This window comes from Saccharospirillum impatiens DSM 12546, assembly GCF_000423605.1.
GTDB classification, from domain to species: domain Bacteria; phylum Pseudomonadota; class Gammaproteobacteria; order Pseudomonadales; family Natronospirillaceae; genus Saccharospirillum; species Saccharospirillum impatiens.
This window is the reverse complement of the sequence record NZ_AUIH01000003.1, coordinates 1-16,091: the sequence shown is the minus strand read 5'-3', so window position 1 is coordinate 16,091 and position 16,091 is coordinate 1. Positions and strand designations below refer to the sequence as shown.

General features: G+C 55.2%; 16 protein-coding genes. 10 read left to right on the top strand and 6 right to left on the bottom strand.

The features are described from left to right. The first annotated feature begins 52 nt into the window (after nt 1–52). Nucleotides 53–748, top strand: a complete 696-nt coding sequence (gene hda, locus G565_RS0102575; protein WP_157599985.1) for a DnaA regulatory inactivator Hda — start codon at nt 53–55, stop codon at nt 746–748. Nucleotides 749–757: 9 nt separating this feature from the next. On the opposite strand, the gene G565_RS0102570 is transcribed toward hda, so the two are convergent. Further along, on the bottom strand, nt 758–1,327 hold the full coding sequence (locus G565_RS0102570) for a hypothetical protein (RefSeq protein WP_028669571.1): 570 nt from the start codon (nt 1,325–1,327) through the stop codon (nt 758–760). Nucleotides 1,328–1,450: 123 nt separating this feature from the next. On the opposite strand from G565_RS0102570, the gene G565_RS0102565 reads away from it, so the two are divergent. Genes G565_RS0102565 through G565_RS0102550 form a run of 4 tightly spaced genes read left to right on the top strand, consistent with a single transcriptional unit; the run spans nt 1,451 to nt 4,758 of the window. Next, nucleotides 1,451–1,675: a hypothetical protein gene (locus tag G565_RS0102565; RefSeq protein ID WP_028669570.1), complete on the top strand. Its 225-nt coding sequence runs from the start codon at nt 1,451–1,453 to the stop codon at nt 1,673–1,675. Beyond that, a complete protein-coding gene (locus tag G565_RS22635) occupies nt 1,668–2,441 on the top strand; it encodes a pseudouridine synthase (protein WP_051207183.1) in 774 nt (257 codons plus the stop codon). Before G565_RS0102565 ends, G565_RS22635 begins: the two co-directional genes overlap by 8 nt. Further along, the gene (locus G565_RS22630; protein ID WP_084649183.1) at nt 2,428–4,236 is read left to right on the top strand and encodes an ABCB family ABC transporter ATP-binding protein/permease; all 1,809 of its coding nucleotides are present in this window, start codon (nt 2,428–2,430) and stop codon (nt 4,234–4,236) included. Before G565_RS22635 ends, G565_RS22630 begins: the two co-directional genes overlap by 14 nt. A 30-nt stretch (nt 4,237–4,266) precedes the next feature. Further along, a complete protein-coding gene (locus tag G565_RS0102550) occupies nt 4,267–4,758 on the top strand; it encodes a GNAT family N-acetyltransferase (RefSeq protein WP_157599984.1) in 492 nt (163 codons plus the stop codon). Between the two features lie 6 nt (nt 4,759–4,764). Here G565_RS0102550 and G565_RS22625 read toward each other — a convergent pair whose 3' ends face one another. The 3 genes from G565_RS22625 to G565_RS0102535 all read right to left on the bottom strand — a co-directional run bounded on the left by G565_RS22625 (nt 4,765) and on the right by G565_RS0102535 (nt 7,889). Further along, nucleotides 4,765–5,970 carry a quaternary amine ABC transporter ATP-binding protein gene (locus tag G565_RS22625; RefSeq protein WP_037337363.1) on the bottom strand — a complete coding sequence of 402 codons (1,206 nt, stop codon included), beginning with the start codon at nt 5,968–5,970 and terminating at the stop codon, nt 4,765–4,767. Beyond that, complete coding sequence (locus G565_RS0102540) at nt 5,970–6,836, bottom strand: ABC transporter permease (RefSeq protein ID WP_037337361.1); 867 nt, start codon at nt 6,834–6,836, stop codon at nt 5,970–5,972. Before G565_RS0102540 ends, G565_RS22625 begins: the two co-directional genes overlap by 1 nt. Before the next feature lie 72 nt (nt 6,837–6,908). Continuing rightward, a complete protein-coding gene (locus tag G565_RS0102535; protein ID WP_028669567.1) occupies nt 6,909–7,889 on the bottom strand; it encodes an ABC transporter substrate-binding protein in 981 nt (326 codons plus the stop codon). A 274-nt stretch (nt 7,890–8,163) separates the two neighbouring features. On the opposite strand from G565_RS0102535, the gene G565_RS0102525 reads away from it, so the two are divergent. The 3 genes from G565_RS0102525 to G565_RS0102515 all read left to right on the top strand — a co-directional run bounded on the left by G565_RS0102525 (nt 8,164) and on the right by G565_RS0102515 (nt 11,754). Beyond that, nucleotides 8,164–9,249 (top strand): enoyl-CoA hydratase/isomerase family protein, encoded by a 1,086-nt coding sequence (locus G565_RS0102525; protein ID WP_028669566.1) that lies wholly within the window; start codon nt 8,164–8,166, stop codon nt 9,247–9,249. A 306-nt stretch (nt 9,250–9,555) separates the two neighbouring features. Continuing rightward, complete coding sequence (locus tag G565_RS0102520; RefSeq protein WP_028669565.1) at nt 9,556–10,329, top strand: SDR family oxidoreductase; 774 nt, start codon at nt 9,556–9,558, stop codon at nt 10,327–10,329. A gap of 246 nt (nt 10,330–10,575) precedes the next feature. Beyond that, complete coding sequence (locus G565_RS0102515) at nt 10,576–11,754, top strand: thiolase family protein (RefSeq protein ID WP_028669564.1); 1,179 nt, start codon at nt 10,576–10,578, stop codon at nt 11,752–11,754. An 11-nt stretch (nt 11,755–11,765) separates the two neighbouring features. On the opposite strand, the gene G565_RS0102510 is transcribed toward G565_RS0102515, so the two are convergent. Next, the gene (locus G565_RS0102510; protein ID WP_028669563.1) at nt 11,766–12,647 is read right to left on the bottom strand and encodes a LysR substrate-binding domain-containing protein; all 882 of its coding nucleotides are present in this window, start codon (nt 12,645–12,647) and stop codon (nt 11,766–11,768) included. A 105-nt stretch (nt 12,648–12,752) separates the two neighbouring features. Between G565_RS0102510 and G565_RS0102505 the strand changes: the two genes are divergently transcribed. Continuing rightward, the gene (locus G565_RS0102505) at nt 12,753–13,529 is read left to right on the top strand and encodes a ferredoxin--NADP reductase (protein ID WP_028669562.1); all 777 of its coding nucleotides are present in this window, start codon (nt 12,753–12,755) and stop codon (nt 13,527–13,529) included. 110 nt (nt 13,530–13,639) lie between these two features. On the opposite strand, the gene G565_RS0102500 is transcribed toward G565_RS0102505, so the two are convergent. Next, the gene (locus G565_RS0102500) at nt 13,640–15,661 is read right to left on the bottom strand and encodes a methyl-accepting chemotaxis protein (RefSeq protein WP_028669561.1); all 2,022 of its coding nucleotides are present in this window, start codon (nt 15,659–15,661) and stop codon (nt 13,640–13,642) included. Between the two features lie 140 nt (nt 15,662–15,801). Between G565_RS0102500 and G565_RS0102495 the strand changes: the two genes are divergently transcribed. Continuing rightward, nucleotides 15,802–16,091: transposase (locus G565_RS0102495; protein ID WP_028669746.1), on the top strand; the 290-nt coding region annotated here is incomplete at its 3' end.

The following is a 16,091-nucleotide window of genomic DNA, read 5'->3' as shown; positions in this document are numbered from 1 at the left end:
AGTCATTGAGCCAGCGAGACTCAGCGTCTTGCCGCTAGCCTGGAGATCCTAAGTGGCGATTCAACAACTGCCTTTGGGCGTGACCTTTCGCGAAGACGCCGTTTTTGAAGACTACTTGCCCGGTGATAACGCTCAGACACTGGGTGCTTTACGCCATGCGCTGGCGCGGTTGGATGAAACCCTGATTTATCTGTGGGGCGCGAGCGGGTCGGGCCTTACCCATCTGCTTCAAGCTTGTGTTCATGACCTTCAATCACAGGGGCTTGAAAGCCTTTACCTGCCCCTGGCCGACTGTGTGCAATACGGTCCCGAAGCGCTTGAGGGGCTGGACCAGCTGGCCGTGCTGGCCCTGGACGACATCGACAGCATCGCCGGTCTGCCCGACTGGGAAGAGGCGTTGTTTCATTTGTTCAATCGGATGCGCGACAGCGGTCGTGTGTTGCTGGTCACCAGTAAAACGAGCCCCTTGAGTCCGGTAATAAGCTTGCCCGACCTGGCCTCCCGATTAAGCTGGGGTCTGACTTTTCATATTCAGCCACTGACCGACGAACAGAAGACCGACTGGCTGATCTGGAAGGCCAGGCGGCGAGGTCTGACCATGGAGCCGGATGTCGCCGCTTTTCTGATTAACCGGGCTGCACGCTCCATGACCGCCCTGGTTGATGCCTTTGAGCAACTGGACCACAGTTCCCTGGCCCAGCAACGCCGGCTGACCATTCCTTTTGTGAAGTCTGAACTCGGCCTCTGAATTCAGTTGTCAGTGTTGTTCATGGTCATTGTCCGGGTGTGGCGACGTGTCGGTGGCATCCTGTACATCGTCGTCTTCGGGCTCTGGATCTGGCTCAACGCCGTGGATCTGGGCATACAGATGAATGAAGGTGCGCACTGAGTCCTCAGCCTGGATCGCCATCAAACCTTCAGTCTCCATGATCCAGCGGCGCTGATCATCCAGGTCCATCGGATCGATGTCGGTGAACAGTTCATTGACCGGAACAATCTCAGCGGCGACTTCCTTGTTGTAGGCGTCATACATCATATCCAGGCAATATTCGGCCAGTGCCGGGTCTTCGCAATAAACTTCGCCATCGTTCAGGTCTTCAGCCCATTCTTTCAGGACATCCAGTACGGTTTCGCCACGATCCAGCAGATCCTGAAGGGGCGGGGCACCGGCGGCATTCTGACCGCTATCCCAGTCGATAAGCCAGTCGTCTTCAGGCTTGAGCAGGACGCTTTTGTACTGGCCGTTGTTCAGGCTCCAGGCAACCGAAAAGGGGTAACCCTGGTCTTCGTCAGTCACTTCAAAGGCAATATAAACCGGTAAATGCATCGGGTTCGTTTCCGTTATCAGTAAATGCGCGCAGTATAGCGGTCACAGTGCCTGAGGCACAGGACACCGGGCAAGGCATCCCCTATACTGGCGTCTTTGTTGTAAAGAAAGGCTGTTTGATCGATGAGTGATGAACGTCAGCTCCGTAATTTTCACGACCGGGATGCTGAAGAGCAGAATGCCTTCCTCGAAAACACCTGGTGTAACCGTTGCCAGCAAGTGGATTTGGGCATGTCGGATCCGGTTGAGTTTACCCTGAACGGGCGCTTGTTCATTGAGGGCCAGTGCCGTGTCTGCGGTGAGACGGTGACCACCGAACTGGTTGAAGACGATGATGTAGATGGCTGATCCGCTGTGCGTTCTTTATGAAGATGACTGGTTGCTGGCCATCGATAAACCCGCCGGGTTGCTGATGCACCCAAGTTGGATCGACCGCTCTGTCACCGATACCCTGGCCGGGCGGGCGAAAACGTATCTGGACGGAGGGCCGGTTCACACGGTTCACCGGCTCGACCGGCCCACCTCGGGCGTGGTACTGATAGGCAAATCAACCGCGGTAGCCCGTCATCTGGCAGAGCAATTTGCCCGTCGCTCAGTCAAAAAAACCTACTGGGCACTGGCTCGTGGGTTTACGGCGGATGCCTTTGGCTGTGATCGGGCTTTGCTCGAAGAGCCGGATGCCATCTCTGACCGTAAAACGCAGCAAAACAAAGCGGCACAACCGGCACAGACGCAGTTTCAGCGACTGGCGGTCGCAGAAGTGGGGCAGGCGGTTAGCCGTTACCCAAAAGCCAGAGTAAGTCTGCTGGAATGTCGACCGCAAACCGGTCGCAAGCATCAAATACGGCGCCACCTGAAATCCGTGCGTCACCCCATACTGGGTGATACACGCTACGGCGACCGGCATCATAACCATTGGGCGCAACAGCATCTGGCCATTAAATCACTGGCCTTGCGCGCAATGGAGGTGACCCTGTCTCATCCCGTCTCTGGGAACCGGCTGTGCATTCGTGCCGGTCTTAACCGTGATTGGACCCAACTGCTGTACCAGTTGGGCTGGTACTCTCTGCACGCGTCGGTAACCACAGGGAGCGCTAGCAATGGCGCGCAGTAAAGCCCACAAGGCGTCCCCGGAAACGCCGGCCAAATCTGTATCTGATCTCGACCTGGGGTTCATCGCCCGTTCACTCTGGCCCTATTTGTGGGCCTATCGGGGGCGCGTTGGCATCGCTCTGGTGTTTTTGGTGGCCGCCAAAGGGGTGGCCGTCGCCATGCCATGGGCCTTGAAGCACATTGTTGATGGGTTGGACTCGCAACAGGCGCAAGTCGTTGCCGTTCCTTTATCTTTCTTGCTTGCCTACGGTTTCTTTCGGTTCACGTCGGTGGCGTTTGGTGAGTTTCGTGATGCGATTTTTTCACGGGTGACCGAGCGCGCCATGCGCCTGGCGTCTCTGGAAGTATTCGAGCATTTGCATCAGTTGGAGCTCGACTACCATCTGAGCCGACAAACCGGCGGTTTGAGCCGCGATATTGAGCGCGGCACCAGCAGCATTCATTTCCTGCTGCGCTTTCTGGTGTTCAATATCGTACCGACGGTGTTGGAACTGTCGATGGTCGCTGCCATTCTGATCATCAATTTCAATGTCTGGTTTGCGCTGATTACGCTGTTTGCCGTTGTGATCTTCGTGTTGTTCACCGTGGTAATCACGGAGTGGCGGAACCGTTTTGTGCGTGAGGCCAATACCCTCGACAGCCAGACTAACACTCGCGCTATCGACTCCTTGTTGAACTATGAAACGGTCAAATACTTTGGCAATGAAGCCTGGGAAGCGGAACACTACGATCGTAATCTGGAGCAATGGGAAGGCGCCCGCCTGAAAAACCGGATGTCGCTCCTGATGCTCAATACCGGTCAGGCATTGATTGTGTCTGCTTCATTGACCCTGATGATGTGGTTGGCCGCCCGGGATGTCGTCAGTGGAGCCATCACTCTGGGTGATCTGGTGATGGTGAATGCGTATGTGATTCAATTGTTCATTCCCCTGAATTTCCTGGGATTTGTGTATCGTGAAATACGCCGTGCCCTGACTGATATTGAAAAGCTGTTTGGTTTGCTAAGGCGACCAGCGGCCATCGTTGACCTGGCCGATGCCCCTGAGTTGACCGTACCGGAAGGCCGTATTGAGTTTGACCAGCTCGCTTTTGGTTACCATGCCGGGCGTACCATTTTGCATGATTTCAGTCTGCAGATTGAGGCTGGCCAGAAAGTGGCGTTGGTGGGAAGCAGCGGTGCAGGCAAGTCTACTGTCGGGCGTCTGCTGTTTCGCTTTTACGACCCGCTGGCCGGTGATATTCGTATTGATGGCCAGTCAATTCGAACCGTCACACAACACAGTTTGCGTCAGGCCATCGGCGTGGTGCCTCAGGATACCGTGCTGTTCAACGATTCGCTGCTCAACAACGTGCGTTATGGTAAGCCGGATGCGTCGGATGAGGCCGTCTGGCGGGCCATTCGCATGGCCCATCTGGAGGATTTCATCAACAGTCTGCCGGAACGTGAACATACCCAGGTTGGAGAACGGGGGCTGAAAGTCTCCGGTGGCGAAAAACAACGCATCGCCATCGCCCGTGTATTGTTGAAGGACCCGCCGATTCTTGTGTTTGACGAAGCCACATCGGCGCTTGATTCCCACGCCGAGCAGGCAATTCTGACCGCCATGAATGAGGTATCGCGCAACCGCACCAGCATCGTCATTGCTCATCGCCTGTCGACCGTCATCGACGCCGATGTGATCGTAGTGATGCAGGGTGGCCAGGTCGTGGAACGTGGTACCCATGCGAAGCTCTTAGCGGCAGATGGTGTGTATGCGAGCCTGTGGCGGACACAGCTTGATTCCCAATCCAGTTAATTGTCGTTTTAGACACTAGGAGGCCTGGCCTTGAGCGTACTCAGACCCATGCATGAAGCCGATTTCAGGGCATTTTGGCCGGTGTTCTCGAAGATTCTACAGCGCCGTGAAACCTATTCACTGGACCCGGGCATGACATTGGAGCAAGGCTTGCGCGATTGGCTTGAGTTGCCTCATGAATCCTGGGTGGTCGAACAGGAAGGCAAGATCAAGGCGATCTATTATCTCAAAGCGAACGCTACCGGGCCGGGCGCTCATGTATGCAATTGCGGCTATATGGTCAGCCTGTCAGCGCGTGGCCAGGGCCTGGCCAGAATGATGTGTGAGCACTCCCAGCAGCGGGCGCTTGAACTGGGCTACAAGGCCATGCAATTCAATTCAGTGGTCTCAACCAACCGGGTGGCCGTTACCCTGTGGGAGAAACTGGGGTTTCGAAAGGTGGGCGTGTTGCCCCGGGCTTTCAAACACCCGGAGCATGGCTACATTGACTCTTTTGTCATGTACAAATGGTTGGACGAGTAACCTCTCTCATTCGGTCAGCTCGCCTACCGGGTCTTGCTGGCCGATCGGTTGAGCCGGGCTGATCAGACGAATCACTTTGGTGCGCGACACCCATCCGACAAATTCCCCGTTGTCGGTGGTGACTGCTATGGGCGCTGTGTCACGAATCATTCGGGGCATCAGGCTTTCCAGATCCGCCGACTCCAACACGCTGCTCACGGGCGATACCCGTTCCCGAATTGTGTCTTCTGTTGCAGATTGCAAAGCGTTGAGAGTCACGATGCCTTTCAGGTAAGGGCCTTCCAGAACGGTGGCATAATCAAAGCCATGACGCATGATCCACTCCCTGGCCTTGGTGACAGAGGTCTGGGTGGTTAGCGTTGATACCGGTTTGGCTAAAACGTGATGTGCGTTCAAGACCTTGCCGCGATTGACGTCTTTTACGAAGTCGGCGACGTAGTCGTCTTGCGGAGCAAGCAGGATATCCTGGGGGTCACCCTGTTGCACCAGTGCGCCATCTTTGAGAATGGCGATGCGATTCCCCAGCCTCAGTGCTTCGTCCAGATCGTGGGTGATAAAAACAATGGTCTTGTGCAATTGCTGCTGAAGCTTCATCAGCAGATCCTGCATTTCCTTTCTGATCAGTGGGTCCAGTGCCGAGAAGGCTTCATCCATAAGCAGAATATCGGGGTTGGTTGCCAGCGCCCGGGCAAGACCCACTCGCTGCTGCATCCCACCTGATAATTCATGCGGGTGTTGATCGCCAAAGCCCTGCAGCCCGACTTGCTCTAGCCAGTCGGCGGCAATGACCCGGGCGTTTTTTTTATCTATGCCCTGAACGGTCAGGCCATAAGCGACGTTATCGAGAACGGTTTTGTGCGGGAAGAGGGCAAAGCGTTGAAACACCATCGACATTTTATGTCGACGTAACTGAATGAGTTCGTTCTGGCGCAAGTTCAATACGTTTTCGCCGTCTATCCGAATGCTGCCGGAGGTTGGGTCAATCAATCGGTTGATGTGCCGGATCAGCGTCGACTTGCCCGACCCGGATAACCCCATGATGACAAACAGCTCTCCTTCCTCAATCGAGAGATTCACGTCTTGCAAGCCCAGGGTATGGCCGGTATCGGCCAACAAACTGTCTTTTGACAACCCCTTTGTCACAGCTTGAAGATGACGCTTGGGGTTGGGGCCAAATATTTTATAGATACCCGATATTTCGATTTTGGCCATTATTTGTCTCCCTGTTTCGGGTATTGCAGGCGTTGGCCATACGCCTGAGTCACACGGTCGAACAGAATGGCCAGTGCAACAATGGCCAAGCCGGCCAGCAACCCACGACCGACTTCCAGCCGGTTAATCCCCGCAAGGACTTCCTGACCCAAGCCCCGGGCCCCAATCATTGAAGCGACCACCACCATCGATAACGCCATCATGGTTGTCTGGTTAATGCCCGCCATGATATTGGGCATTGCCAGAGGCAATTGAACGCCCATCAACTTCTGACGCCGTGTAGCGCCAAAGGCGGTAGCTGCCTCCATAACTGAATGATCAACCAGACGAATCCCCAGATCCGTCAGTCGAATCAGCGGTGGCACTGCGTAAACGATGGTCGCAATCAGGGCAGGTACCTTGCCAAGGCCAAATAACATGACGACGGGAATCAGGTAAACGAAACTTGGCATGGTTTGCATGACATCGAGAACCGGCAAGGCTACTTTGCGAAACCGTTCTGACAGTGACATCAGCACTCCAACCGGGATGCCGACGATCAGACACATGACCAGTGAGACAATCATCAGCGCCAGCGTTTGCATGCCCCGGTCCCACTGGCCGATGACGCCGATGAACAGCATCAGCAGCACCACACCGACCATCAGAGTCCAGCGTTTGCTCCCAAACCAGGCGATAATGGCCAAAAACGCGATCACCAGATACCACGGAGAGTTGCGCAAGAGTTGCTCGACAAATACCAGGAAATTCAACAAGGGCTGGCTGAGCCGTTCCAGGGTATCGGCATAGTCAATCACCAGTTGATTGACGAAACCATCAATGCCCTGGCGCAGGGCTCGTGCATTAAGAATCTCGGGGAAAGCCACAAACGCGTCCTTTGGTTACTGCGGGCAGGAATGACCTGAGAGGCCGACGTTGATCGGCCTCTCAAAACGGTGCTACTGGCGAGCTGCTTTGACCTTGTCGGCTACCTCTGCCGATACCCATTGTGTCCAGAGTGATTCGTAGTTCGCGAGGAAATACTCTGCCACCTGGTCGGGTTCAGCGTCTTGCTCATCGGCCCAGGCCAGCAACGTATTGACCTCGTCTGTCGGGATGTTGATTTCAGCAAAAAACGCAGCCATTTCAGGCGCATTTTGTTGCAGAGCGGTTGGAATGGTCTTTTGAATGCTGGCTTTTGGAAAAGCGCTGGCTACCGGAGATTCGCATTCGGGGTCCATGTTGCATTGGTGGCCTTCGGGGTCATACGCCGGCATTTCCAGTTCAACCATGTCGTATTTGCCAAGCACAGCAGTGGGTGACCAGTAGTAGGTCACGAATGGCTGCTCACGGGCGTATGAAGAGGCGATGGCAGCGTCCAGAGCAGCGCCGCTGCCGGGTGAAAACATGATGTAATCGTCTTCCAGGCCAAAAGCTTGCAACAGGTTGTTGTTGATTGCACCGCACACCCAGCCTTCAGGGCAGTTATAGATTCGGCCCATGCCGGGCTCTTCGCGGTCTTCGAACAAATCTTTGTAGTCTGGCAGGTCATAAACAGAAGTCAGGCCGGGGTTTTGTTCAGCGACGTAACGGGGGATCCACCAGCTTTCGACACCGCCGGAGTAAATGTCACCCAGGGATACAACCTCACCTGCTTCATTGGCACTGATCCAGTTTTGTGGGGCAGAATCAATCCACAGTTCATTGTATAGATCGACGTCGCCGCGCACGACAGCGGCGATCATTGGAACCGTGTCGCCAAATTCAACCACAACCTCGCAGTCGTAGCCGTCTTCCAGAATGGCTTTTTCAATCTCGACCATCATCAGGTTCGACATCCAGCTCATTCCAGCCAGACGCACGTTTCTATCCAGTTCACAGGCCTGAGCCGTTCCAAGCAGGCTTGCAATCGCAAGCCCCAACCAGGTGAGGTATTTCATGGGTGATTCCTTTTTCAATGTCTCTTGGGTCAATTTTGGGTGATCGCTGTGGCATCAGCGTGCCAGTCACAGTGCTATAGACAGGTCACAGTATTGACCAGCCAACTCTGATTTTCCAACCCCTGAGGGTGCGATCAATGCCAAGGGGTAACAGATTACGTGTAATCGGTCCGTTCGGACGCCTTTGCATGGAGAAGACTGCAATGACGCTTGAGAAGCGCTTCGTACCAATGCAGGATGGCGGTTTCAACGCGCCCATTGCTAAGGTAGCCCCATGAACGAGACGCTCAATGTACCGCTGCAAACTGAACAACTTGGAGCGCTGCGGGTCATCTGCCTGCACCGGCCGAAGGCGCTGAATGCGCTGGATCTGGGGTTGATTGAGGCCCTGGATACAGCTTTGACCGATGCCTTTGCCGACGAATCGGTTAGCAGCATCTGGTTACAGAGCACCCAAGCCAGGGCATTTTGTGCCGGTGGTGACGTCAAAGCGCTGTATCAGGCGGCCGTCGATCAACCGGCAGACGTTCAACGGGCTGAAGCCATTCGATATTTCTCGGCGGAGTATCAGTTGGACGCCAAGATCGAGCACAGCCCCAAGCCTATTGTGATGTGGGGTCGCGGTGTGGTGATGGGGGGCGGTTGGGGTCTCTTTGCCGGTGGCGATTTGAAACTGATCGATGCCGATGCCCGTTTTGCCATGCCGGAATTGCAGATTGGCCTGTTCCCCGATGTCGGTGCAGCCCACTTTCTGCAACAGCCTGACTGGCGTGCGGGCACGCTGATAGGGTGTTCGGGTATTCATTTAACCGCGAAGGATGTACTGGCCCTGGGCTACGCCGACGCTTGCCTGGACGAGAATGGAGCCAGGCAACTGAAAGACTGGTTGGCCGCCGGTGGTGCCCCATCTGACTGGGTCATTCCTGCGCTCAGTGACGAGGTAGCCGAGCGTCGTGACGACTGGTATTCGGCGTTGGATGCCTTACCCGCCCCGAACCTGAGCGACTGGATGGCCCATATAGACGTGTCGACATTTGAACCTTTTCGGCAGGCCAAACAACAGTGGCAGTCGGGCTCTTCGCTCAGTGTGGCGCTGACCTGGCACCATTTTCGTCGCTTGCGCCGTGCCAGCCGGGTTGAGGCGTTGAACGAAGACCTGATGGTCGGTGCCCACGCCGTTGCAGAGCGTGAATTTCTTGAAGGGGTACGCGCCTTGTTGGTGGACAAAGACAAATCGCCAGCCTGGCTGTATCCAGGCATTATTTCTGTGCCGATGAGCCTGATCGACCGCTTCTACCGGCCAGTCGCGGGGGCGCCACTGATTTCGGTCGACGCAGCCCTGGGAGGCTGTCGGACTTAGGATGAATCGGCTGCTGTCCCACTCCCTCGCTTCGATCACCCTAAGTCCGACAGACTCCTAGCACCTGATAACGTTTAGACGTTTAAATTTTGGAGTTCGCTGGAGCTGGTTTAGCACTGGCTACCAGGTAGACCCATCGGGGGTGGTCCGCAGCAAGGATGCTGCGGTCCAGGCCCCATGGATGGGTTCACGCCGACCCCCGATGGGTCTACCTGGTAGCCGGTGCGAATTATTGGCGACAAAGCCTTCCGCAAACTCCGAAACTAAAAATTAGCATGATTTTCCAATAACAACTCACAGGATGTAATGATGACGACACCTCAAACTCTGGCTGGTAAACACCTGGCCATCACCGGTGGTGGCCGCGGTCTTGGCCTGGAAATGGCGACTTCGCTGGTGCAGGCGGGCGCCCGGGTAGCGCTGATTGACATAGACCAGCCGTTGGTTGAGCAGGCCGCTGCCGAGTTGAGAGCCCAGGGCTATTCTGCCCGCGGTTACACCTGCAATGTCGCGGATGAAGCCTCGGTACAGTCGCTGTTCGCGCAATTGAAACAGGACGAGTCGCAATTGGATGGCCTGGTGAATAACGCCGGCATTTTGCGCGATGGCTTGCTGGTTAAAGTGAAGGATGGCGAAGTTCAGACGATGAGCCTGGCTCAGTGGCAGTCAGTGATCGACGTCAACCTTACCGGTGTCTTCTTATGTGGACGGGAAGCGGCTTCCTGGATGGTGGCTGAACAAACCGAAGGCGTCATCATCAACATCAGCTCGATTTCCCAGGCTGGCAACATGGGGCAAACCAATTACAGTGCGGCCAAGGCCGGTGTTTCGGCGATGACCGTCACCTGGGCAAAGGAACTGGCGCGCTACGGCATACGGGTAGCGGGCATTGCACCGGGCTTTATTGAGACTGAAATGACAGGCAGCATGAAGCCGGAAGCACTGGAACGTGTCAAGCAGGCTGTACCCCTGAAGCGGGTGGGGCAACCGGACAATATCGCCCGGGCGGTCACATTTATTCTAACGAACGATTACTATTCGGGTCGCATTCTGGAAGTGGATGGGGGGATGCGGATCTGACCCATCCACTGTCCTCGCCCGGGAATAGACTCAAGTTTCATAGTTAGCTGCGAGTCGAGTACCGGTCGCTGGGTGGGCCTATCCGGGGGAGTCCGCAGCAAGGATGCTGCGGTCTAGGCCCCATGGATGGGTTTACGCCGACCCCGGATAGGGTCACCCAGTGGCTGGTACGAACTCATGTCGATACAGCTTATTCAAACTCCGCACTGAAATAATGAACATAATTGTCACAGGAGAATGCTCATCATGACTACCGATATCGTCATCGTCGCCGCCAAACGCACCCCAATAGGTGGCTTCCAGGGTGCGCTGAGCGGTCTTACAGCGACTCAGTTGGGGGCGTCTGTGATCGCCGCCAACCTCAGTGAAACCGGCATTACACCGGATCAGGTTCAGGAAGTGCTAATGGGCTGTGTGCTGCCCGCTGGTCTGGGCCAGGCACCGGCGCGTCAGGCCGCGCTCGGTGGGGGTCTGCCGGAGTCAGTACCGGCAACGACGGTGAACAAAGTCTGTGGCTCGGGCATGAAAACGGTGATGATGGCGGCCGACCAGATTCGCACCGGCCAGATCGACATCGCCATTGCCGGGGGCATGGAATCGATGACCAATGCGCCTTATTTGATGGACAAGGCACGCTCAGGCTATCGCATGGGCCATCAGAAGGTGTACGACCACATGTTCCTGGATGGCCTGGAAGACGCCTACGACAGCAATGCCATGGGCGTTCATGCCCAGACCACCGCCGATGAATTCAAGATCAGCCGTGAGGCGATGGATGAGTTTGCGTTGCGCAGCCTGAGCAGAGCCCAAACAGCCATTGAACAAGGCTATTTCAAAGCGGAAATTGCGCCGGTTACCGTCAGTTCGCGCAAGGGTGACACCCTGGTAGAGCACGACGAGCAACCGGGGCAGGCTCGACCGGACAAAATTCCGCAACTGCGTCCTGCCTTTGCCAAAGACGGCACCATTACAGCCGCCAACTCAAGCTCAATCAGTGACGGCGCCGCTGCGCTGACACTGATGAGCCGCAGCAAGGCCGAAGCACTGGGGCTGAAGCCACTGGCTGTTATCCGCAGCTACGCCAGCCACGCTCAGGCACCCAGCACCTTTACCTGCGCGCCCATTGGTGCCATGAACAAAGCGCTGGAACAGGCGGGCTGGACGGCCGATGACATTGAAGTGGCCGAAATCAACGAAGCCTTTGCCATGGTGACCATGCTGGGCATGCAGGAAGTCGGGCTGAGTCCCGAGATCACTAACGTGACGGGTGGCGCTTGTGCGTTGGGCCACCCGCTGGGCTGCTCTGGCGCCCGCATTCTGGTGACGCTGCTGCACAACATGATCCGTCTGGATCGCAAGAAGGGCATCGCAGCGCTGTGTATTGGCGGCGGAGAAGGCACGGCCATGTGCCTTGAGCGTCTATAACCGTAAATTACTCAGCCCTCTGCCTGACACAGTTCAAGCCAGGCCTGAATACCGGGACTGCGATACTTTTGCCGATGCAATACCAGGTAAAAGTCACGGCTGAAATCCCGGTCTGGAATGGACAATGGCACCAGTGTGCCGCGTCTGAAGGCTTCTTGCAGAGACACCTGTGACAGACAGCTGATGCCCAGCCCGGCTTCAACTGCTCGCTTGATCGCTTCGGTGTGCTCCAGCTCCAGTTCGATATTCAGATTCGACCAGAGCCCATGCATGCCGCGCTCCAGGGTTTGACGAGTACCTGACCCGGATTCGCGAACTATCCATTGGGCTGTTTTCAGGTGCTCATCGTCCAGAGTTTTCAACCTGGCGAGCGGGTGATCGGGCGCGCAAAAAGCTACAAGGGTATCGCTGCGCCAGCGTTGTATATCCAGGTCCGGGTGGTTGATTTCGCCCTCGATCATGCCCAGATCAAGTTCAAAGTTCAGCACCTGATCAACAATGGCCTGAGTGTTGGCAACCTTGAGTTGTACCCGTGCAGAAGCCTGGCGCGCTTTGAACTGTGCCATCAGGCCCACCGCGAGGTAGTTGCCAATCGTCAGCGTTGCTCCGACCTTGAGCAAGCCCAGATCCTGATGATGGTTAAGCGCTTCGTCCATTTCCACCGCTTGAGCAAGCAGCGCTTCGGCCCGTGGCCAAAGCTGGCGGCCCAGTTCATTCAACTTCAGGCGCTTACCGGCGCGCTCGAACAAGCGGACCGAATAGAGGGTCTCGAGTTCTTTCAGAGACCCGGAAGCCGCCGATTGGGACATGTTCAAGCTGTTGGCAGCCCGGCTGATGTTTTCAAAGTGGGCGGTTGCCAGAAAGACCTGCAATTGCCGAAGCGTGAATTTCATATTTGTAAAACCGATTATATATATTGATAATAGTCATTTTGCCGATAAAGAGAGTGTCGGTATAGTTATCTTATATAACTTATTATTCTTTTTTATGAGGTTGATATGTCTAATTTGAATATAGAGACCGTTACCAGCGTCCAGCACTGGAATGACACTCTATTCAGTTTCAAGACCAGTCGTGACCCGGCCTTTCGCTTTAAAAATGGCTATTTCACCATGATTGGCCTGGAGCAGGAGACGGGTCGACCGTTGCTGCGCGCCTATTCAATTGCCAGCGCCAACTATGAAGAAGAACTCGAGTTTTTCAGCATTAAGGTGCCCGACGGCCCGCTGACCTCTCAACTGCAGAACATCAAACCCGGCGACCAGATTTATGTGGGGCGCAAGCCAACCGGAACTTTGGTTGCAGACCACCTGCTGCCCGGCAAAAACTTGTGGCTGTTGTCGACCGGTACCGGCCTGGCTCCGTTCCTGAGCATCATCAAAGACCCTGAAATATACGAACAGTTCGACCGGGTTATTCTGACCCACGGCGTGCGTCATGTGTCTGAACTGGCTTATCGCGACATGATCGAATCGGAATTGCGCGAGCACGAATATTTCGGTGACGTGATTCAGGAAAAATTGCTCTACTACCCAACGGTCACCCGCGAACCCTTCCGCAACCAGGGTCGGCTGACCGATCTGATGACAAGCGGCAAGCTGTTTTCTGATCTGGGCCTGCCAGCACCGAACAAAGAAGACGACCGCTTCATGCTCTGCGGCAGCCCGGCCATGCTGAAAGACACCACCGCCATTCTGGACGAGATGGGCTTCAACGAGACCCGTGCCGGACACATTGGCGAGTATGTTATTGAGCGGGCTTTTGTAGAAAAGTAGTATTTATTTGGCTTAATAATGGGTCAAAAAAATTGATCCTGTAGCGAGTGTTGACTGCCGGGTATACCCGGTAGTCAACACAGATTCCCGCCACAAGCTACAACCTTACCTCAGTCGTATTTGAAGCGGCTCACTGATGTTTTCTGTTGCTGTACTAACGTATTCAACTGTTCGAAGTTTGATACGTTGCGCCGCGCGTTGGAGTAGATCGCGTCGGACAATTCGGCAATTTCCTGAATGGTCTCCGAGACCGACTCTGCCGCTTTTTGTTGCTCCGATGTTCCCTCCGCAATCATCCGGCTCATGTCGGTGATGCTGCCCAGGCTGTCGAGAATGGTCTGAATCGACTTGTCGGTATTGTCTGCCTGGGTGACCAGAGATTCCGCCTTTTCCCGGTTCGTACCCATTCGGGTTACAGCCTGGTTGGCTCGCTGCTGCAATCGGTCGATCATCTGGTAGATTTCTTCCGTTGATTGCTGGGTCTTACTGGCCAGGCTGCGCACTTCATCGGCGACAACCGCGAAGCCCCGCCCTTGTTCGCCGGCGCGTGCTGCCTCAATCGCAGCATTCAACGCCAGTAGATTGGTTTGCTCGGCAATGTTCTGAATGACCTCAAGAATCTTGCCGATGTTGCTCGACTCCTGTTGCAGTTCCGATACAACGTCGCTGGTCGAGTGTATTTCTTCCAGCAAGTTACTGATCACCTCGCGGCTGGCGTTCATATTCGCCTGACCTTCAGAAGCGGATTCATTAACCGCTTCCACTTTAAGCAAGGTGTCGTTGGCATTGTCTGAAATATGGCTGGCCGCTGCGGTCATCTCAGTGACTGCGGTTGCGATGGAGGCTGACTGATCTTTTTGGCGCAGCAGTTTGGTCGAACTGGAGCGGGTGGTTTCTGTGACTTGTTGAGTCACCGAATCAACTTCCCCCGAAGCGTGGGTAATGTCGCGAATGACCGCCTGAGTTTGCTCCACCAGTTCATTAATGCCGGCTGAAATCTGTCCGAACTCATCCTGAGAGGTGATTGTCATTTTCTGGGTCAGGTCACCCGTGGCGACGGCGTGTAGCACCTGCGTGATGCGTTTGAGGGGGGTCCGAATGCTGCGGATCAAGGATGTCATAACCAACAAGGCCACCAGGATGGACGCGCCCAGCACCGCCCAAACGGTCAATGCAGCCTGGTGGTTGGCAGACGTCACTTCGTTGGCCAGCGCCACCCGCCGGTTGGACAAATCGACTGACAGAGCGGTCAAGGCATCAACACTGCGGTTGATGCTGTCGGCCAATTGGCCGAGCTGCAGGGTACTGAGTTCGTTGGCGGCCAGGGAGGAGCGATACAGTGGCAAGGTGCCGGTTTCACCCGTTACCGCCGTCCTGAGCAGGCCCATATAGGTCGAGAGGTAGCGGAACAGAATTTCATTGTTGCTTTCCAGTCGTTCCATTCGGGTATCCGCACGTTCAATTTCCCGTTGCAGACCGGCCTGCACATTGTCAACCTGCTCGGCCGTTGACAGCCCGGTGATACCGCCCACCCCTGAACGGATCAGAGCTATACGATCCAGTACATAGGTTGCATCAGCCCCGACCTGTCGGGAGACTGAATCCGTTTCCATGGCCAGATTCTCCAGCACCCGGTCGACAATTTTCATGTCATTGGTGAAGGTAAGCCAACGTGAATTCTGAGTTTGAAACTCTGATAAAAAGCCGGCCCGGCTATCGAGGACCGTGCGCCGCGTACTCAGGTGCTCTGTCGCCAGTGCCATGGCTTCATTGACGTTGTCATAAGCCGCCGCCAGCTGTGCCTGCAATTCGGGTGCATTGTTCAGTCGTTCGTTCAGTTGCTGATAAAGGCGATCGACTTCCACCAATGCTGAATCAAAGTCAGTTTCATACCGAGCCAGCGCCTCCTCGGATTCGACAGCCGCATGCTGCGAAACGGCTTTGTTGGCGTTTTGAATGCTGATCACCAGTTCGAAGGCATTCTCAACCTGGGGCACCACTTCATCGGTGGTGATGCGAAACAGGCTGGCAATGGATGCCTGGTTGGTCAGTGCTGTCAGGGAGATGCCAATGATGAGCAGCAGCATCAGGCCAAAGCCCAACGCTGTTTTCATGACAACCGTGATTTTCATAAGCCGAGCTCCACTGGCGAGTTTTTATTGTATTGGTGCTATCGGCAGTCTAGTTGATTCTTGAAGCGAATAGTATAGTGGACCCCATGATTTAGACCACGGGCATAGGTAGAATGCCACGACCAAGCAGGAGTAGTAACGTGGCGAGAAAACGGTTCAGTAGTGAGTTCAAGGCCAAGGTCGCAATGGAGGCTATCCGAGGCGACAAGACAGTCGCTCAATTATCTTCGCAGTGCGGCGTACATGCCTCTCAGATCAACACCTGGAAGAAAATCGCCCAGGAGCGACTGGTGGAAGCCTTCGAACGCGGCAGTAGCCAACCCGACCCGAAAAAGCTGGAAGCTCGGGAAGACCATCTATATCAACAAATTGGCAAGCTGCAGGTCGAGGTCGAGTGGCTTAGAAAAAAATCGAAGGCGCTGGGCTTGGA

Excerpts from the sequence above, each read along its gene's own strand:
- G565_RS22635 (WP_051207183.1), top strand. The coding sequence starts at position 1,668 with ATGGCTGATCCGCTGTGCGTTCTTTATGAAGATGACTGGTTGCTGGCC.
- G565_RS22630 (WP_084649183.1), top strand. The coding sequence starts at position 2,428 with ATGGCGCGCAGTAAAGCCCACAAGGCGTCCCCGGAAACGCCGGCCAAA.
- G565_RS0102520 (WP_028669565.1), top strand. The coding sequence starts at position 9,556 with ATGATGACGACACCTCAAACTCTGGCTGGTAAACACCTGGCCATCACC.
- G565_RS0102565 (WP_028669570.1), top strand. The coding sequence starts at position 1,451 with ATGAGTGATGAACGTCAGCTCCGTAATTTTCACGACCGGGATGCTGAA.
- G565_RS0102525 (WP_028669566.1), top strand. The coding sequence starts at position 8,164 with ATGAACGAGACGCTCAATGTACCGCTGCAAACTGAACAACTTGGAGCG.
- G565_RS0102500 (WP_028669561.1), bottom strand. The coding sequence starts at position 15,661 with ATGAAAATCACGGTTGTCATGAAAACAGCGTTGGGCTTTGGCCTGATG.
- G565_RS0102570 (WP_028669571.1), bottom strand. The coding sequence starts at position 1,327 with ATGCATTTACCGGTTTATATTGCCTTTGAAGTGACTGACGAAGACCAG.
- G565_RS0102510 (WP_028669563.1), bottom strand. The coding sequence starts at position 12,647 with ATGAAATTCACGCTTCGGCAATTGCAGGTCTTTCTGGCAACCGCCCAC.
- G565_RS0102515 (WP_028669564.1), top strand. The coding sequence starts at position 10,576 with ATGACTACCGATATCGTCATCGTCGCCGCCAAACGCACCCCAATAGGT.
- G565_RS0102535 (WP_028669567.1), bottom strand. The coding sequence starts at position 7,889 with ATGAAATACCTCACCTGGTTGGGGCTTGCGATTGCAAGCCTGCTTGGA.
- G565_RS0102505 (WP_028669562.1), top strand. The coding sequence starts at position 12,753 with ATGTCTAATTTGAATATAGAGACCGTTACCAGCGTCCAGCACTGGAAT.
- G565_RS22625 (WP_037337363.1), bottom strand. The coding sequence starts at position 5,970 with ATGGCCAAAATCGAAATATCGGGTATCTATAAAATATTTGGCCCCAAC.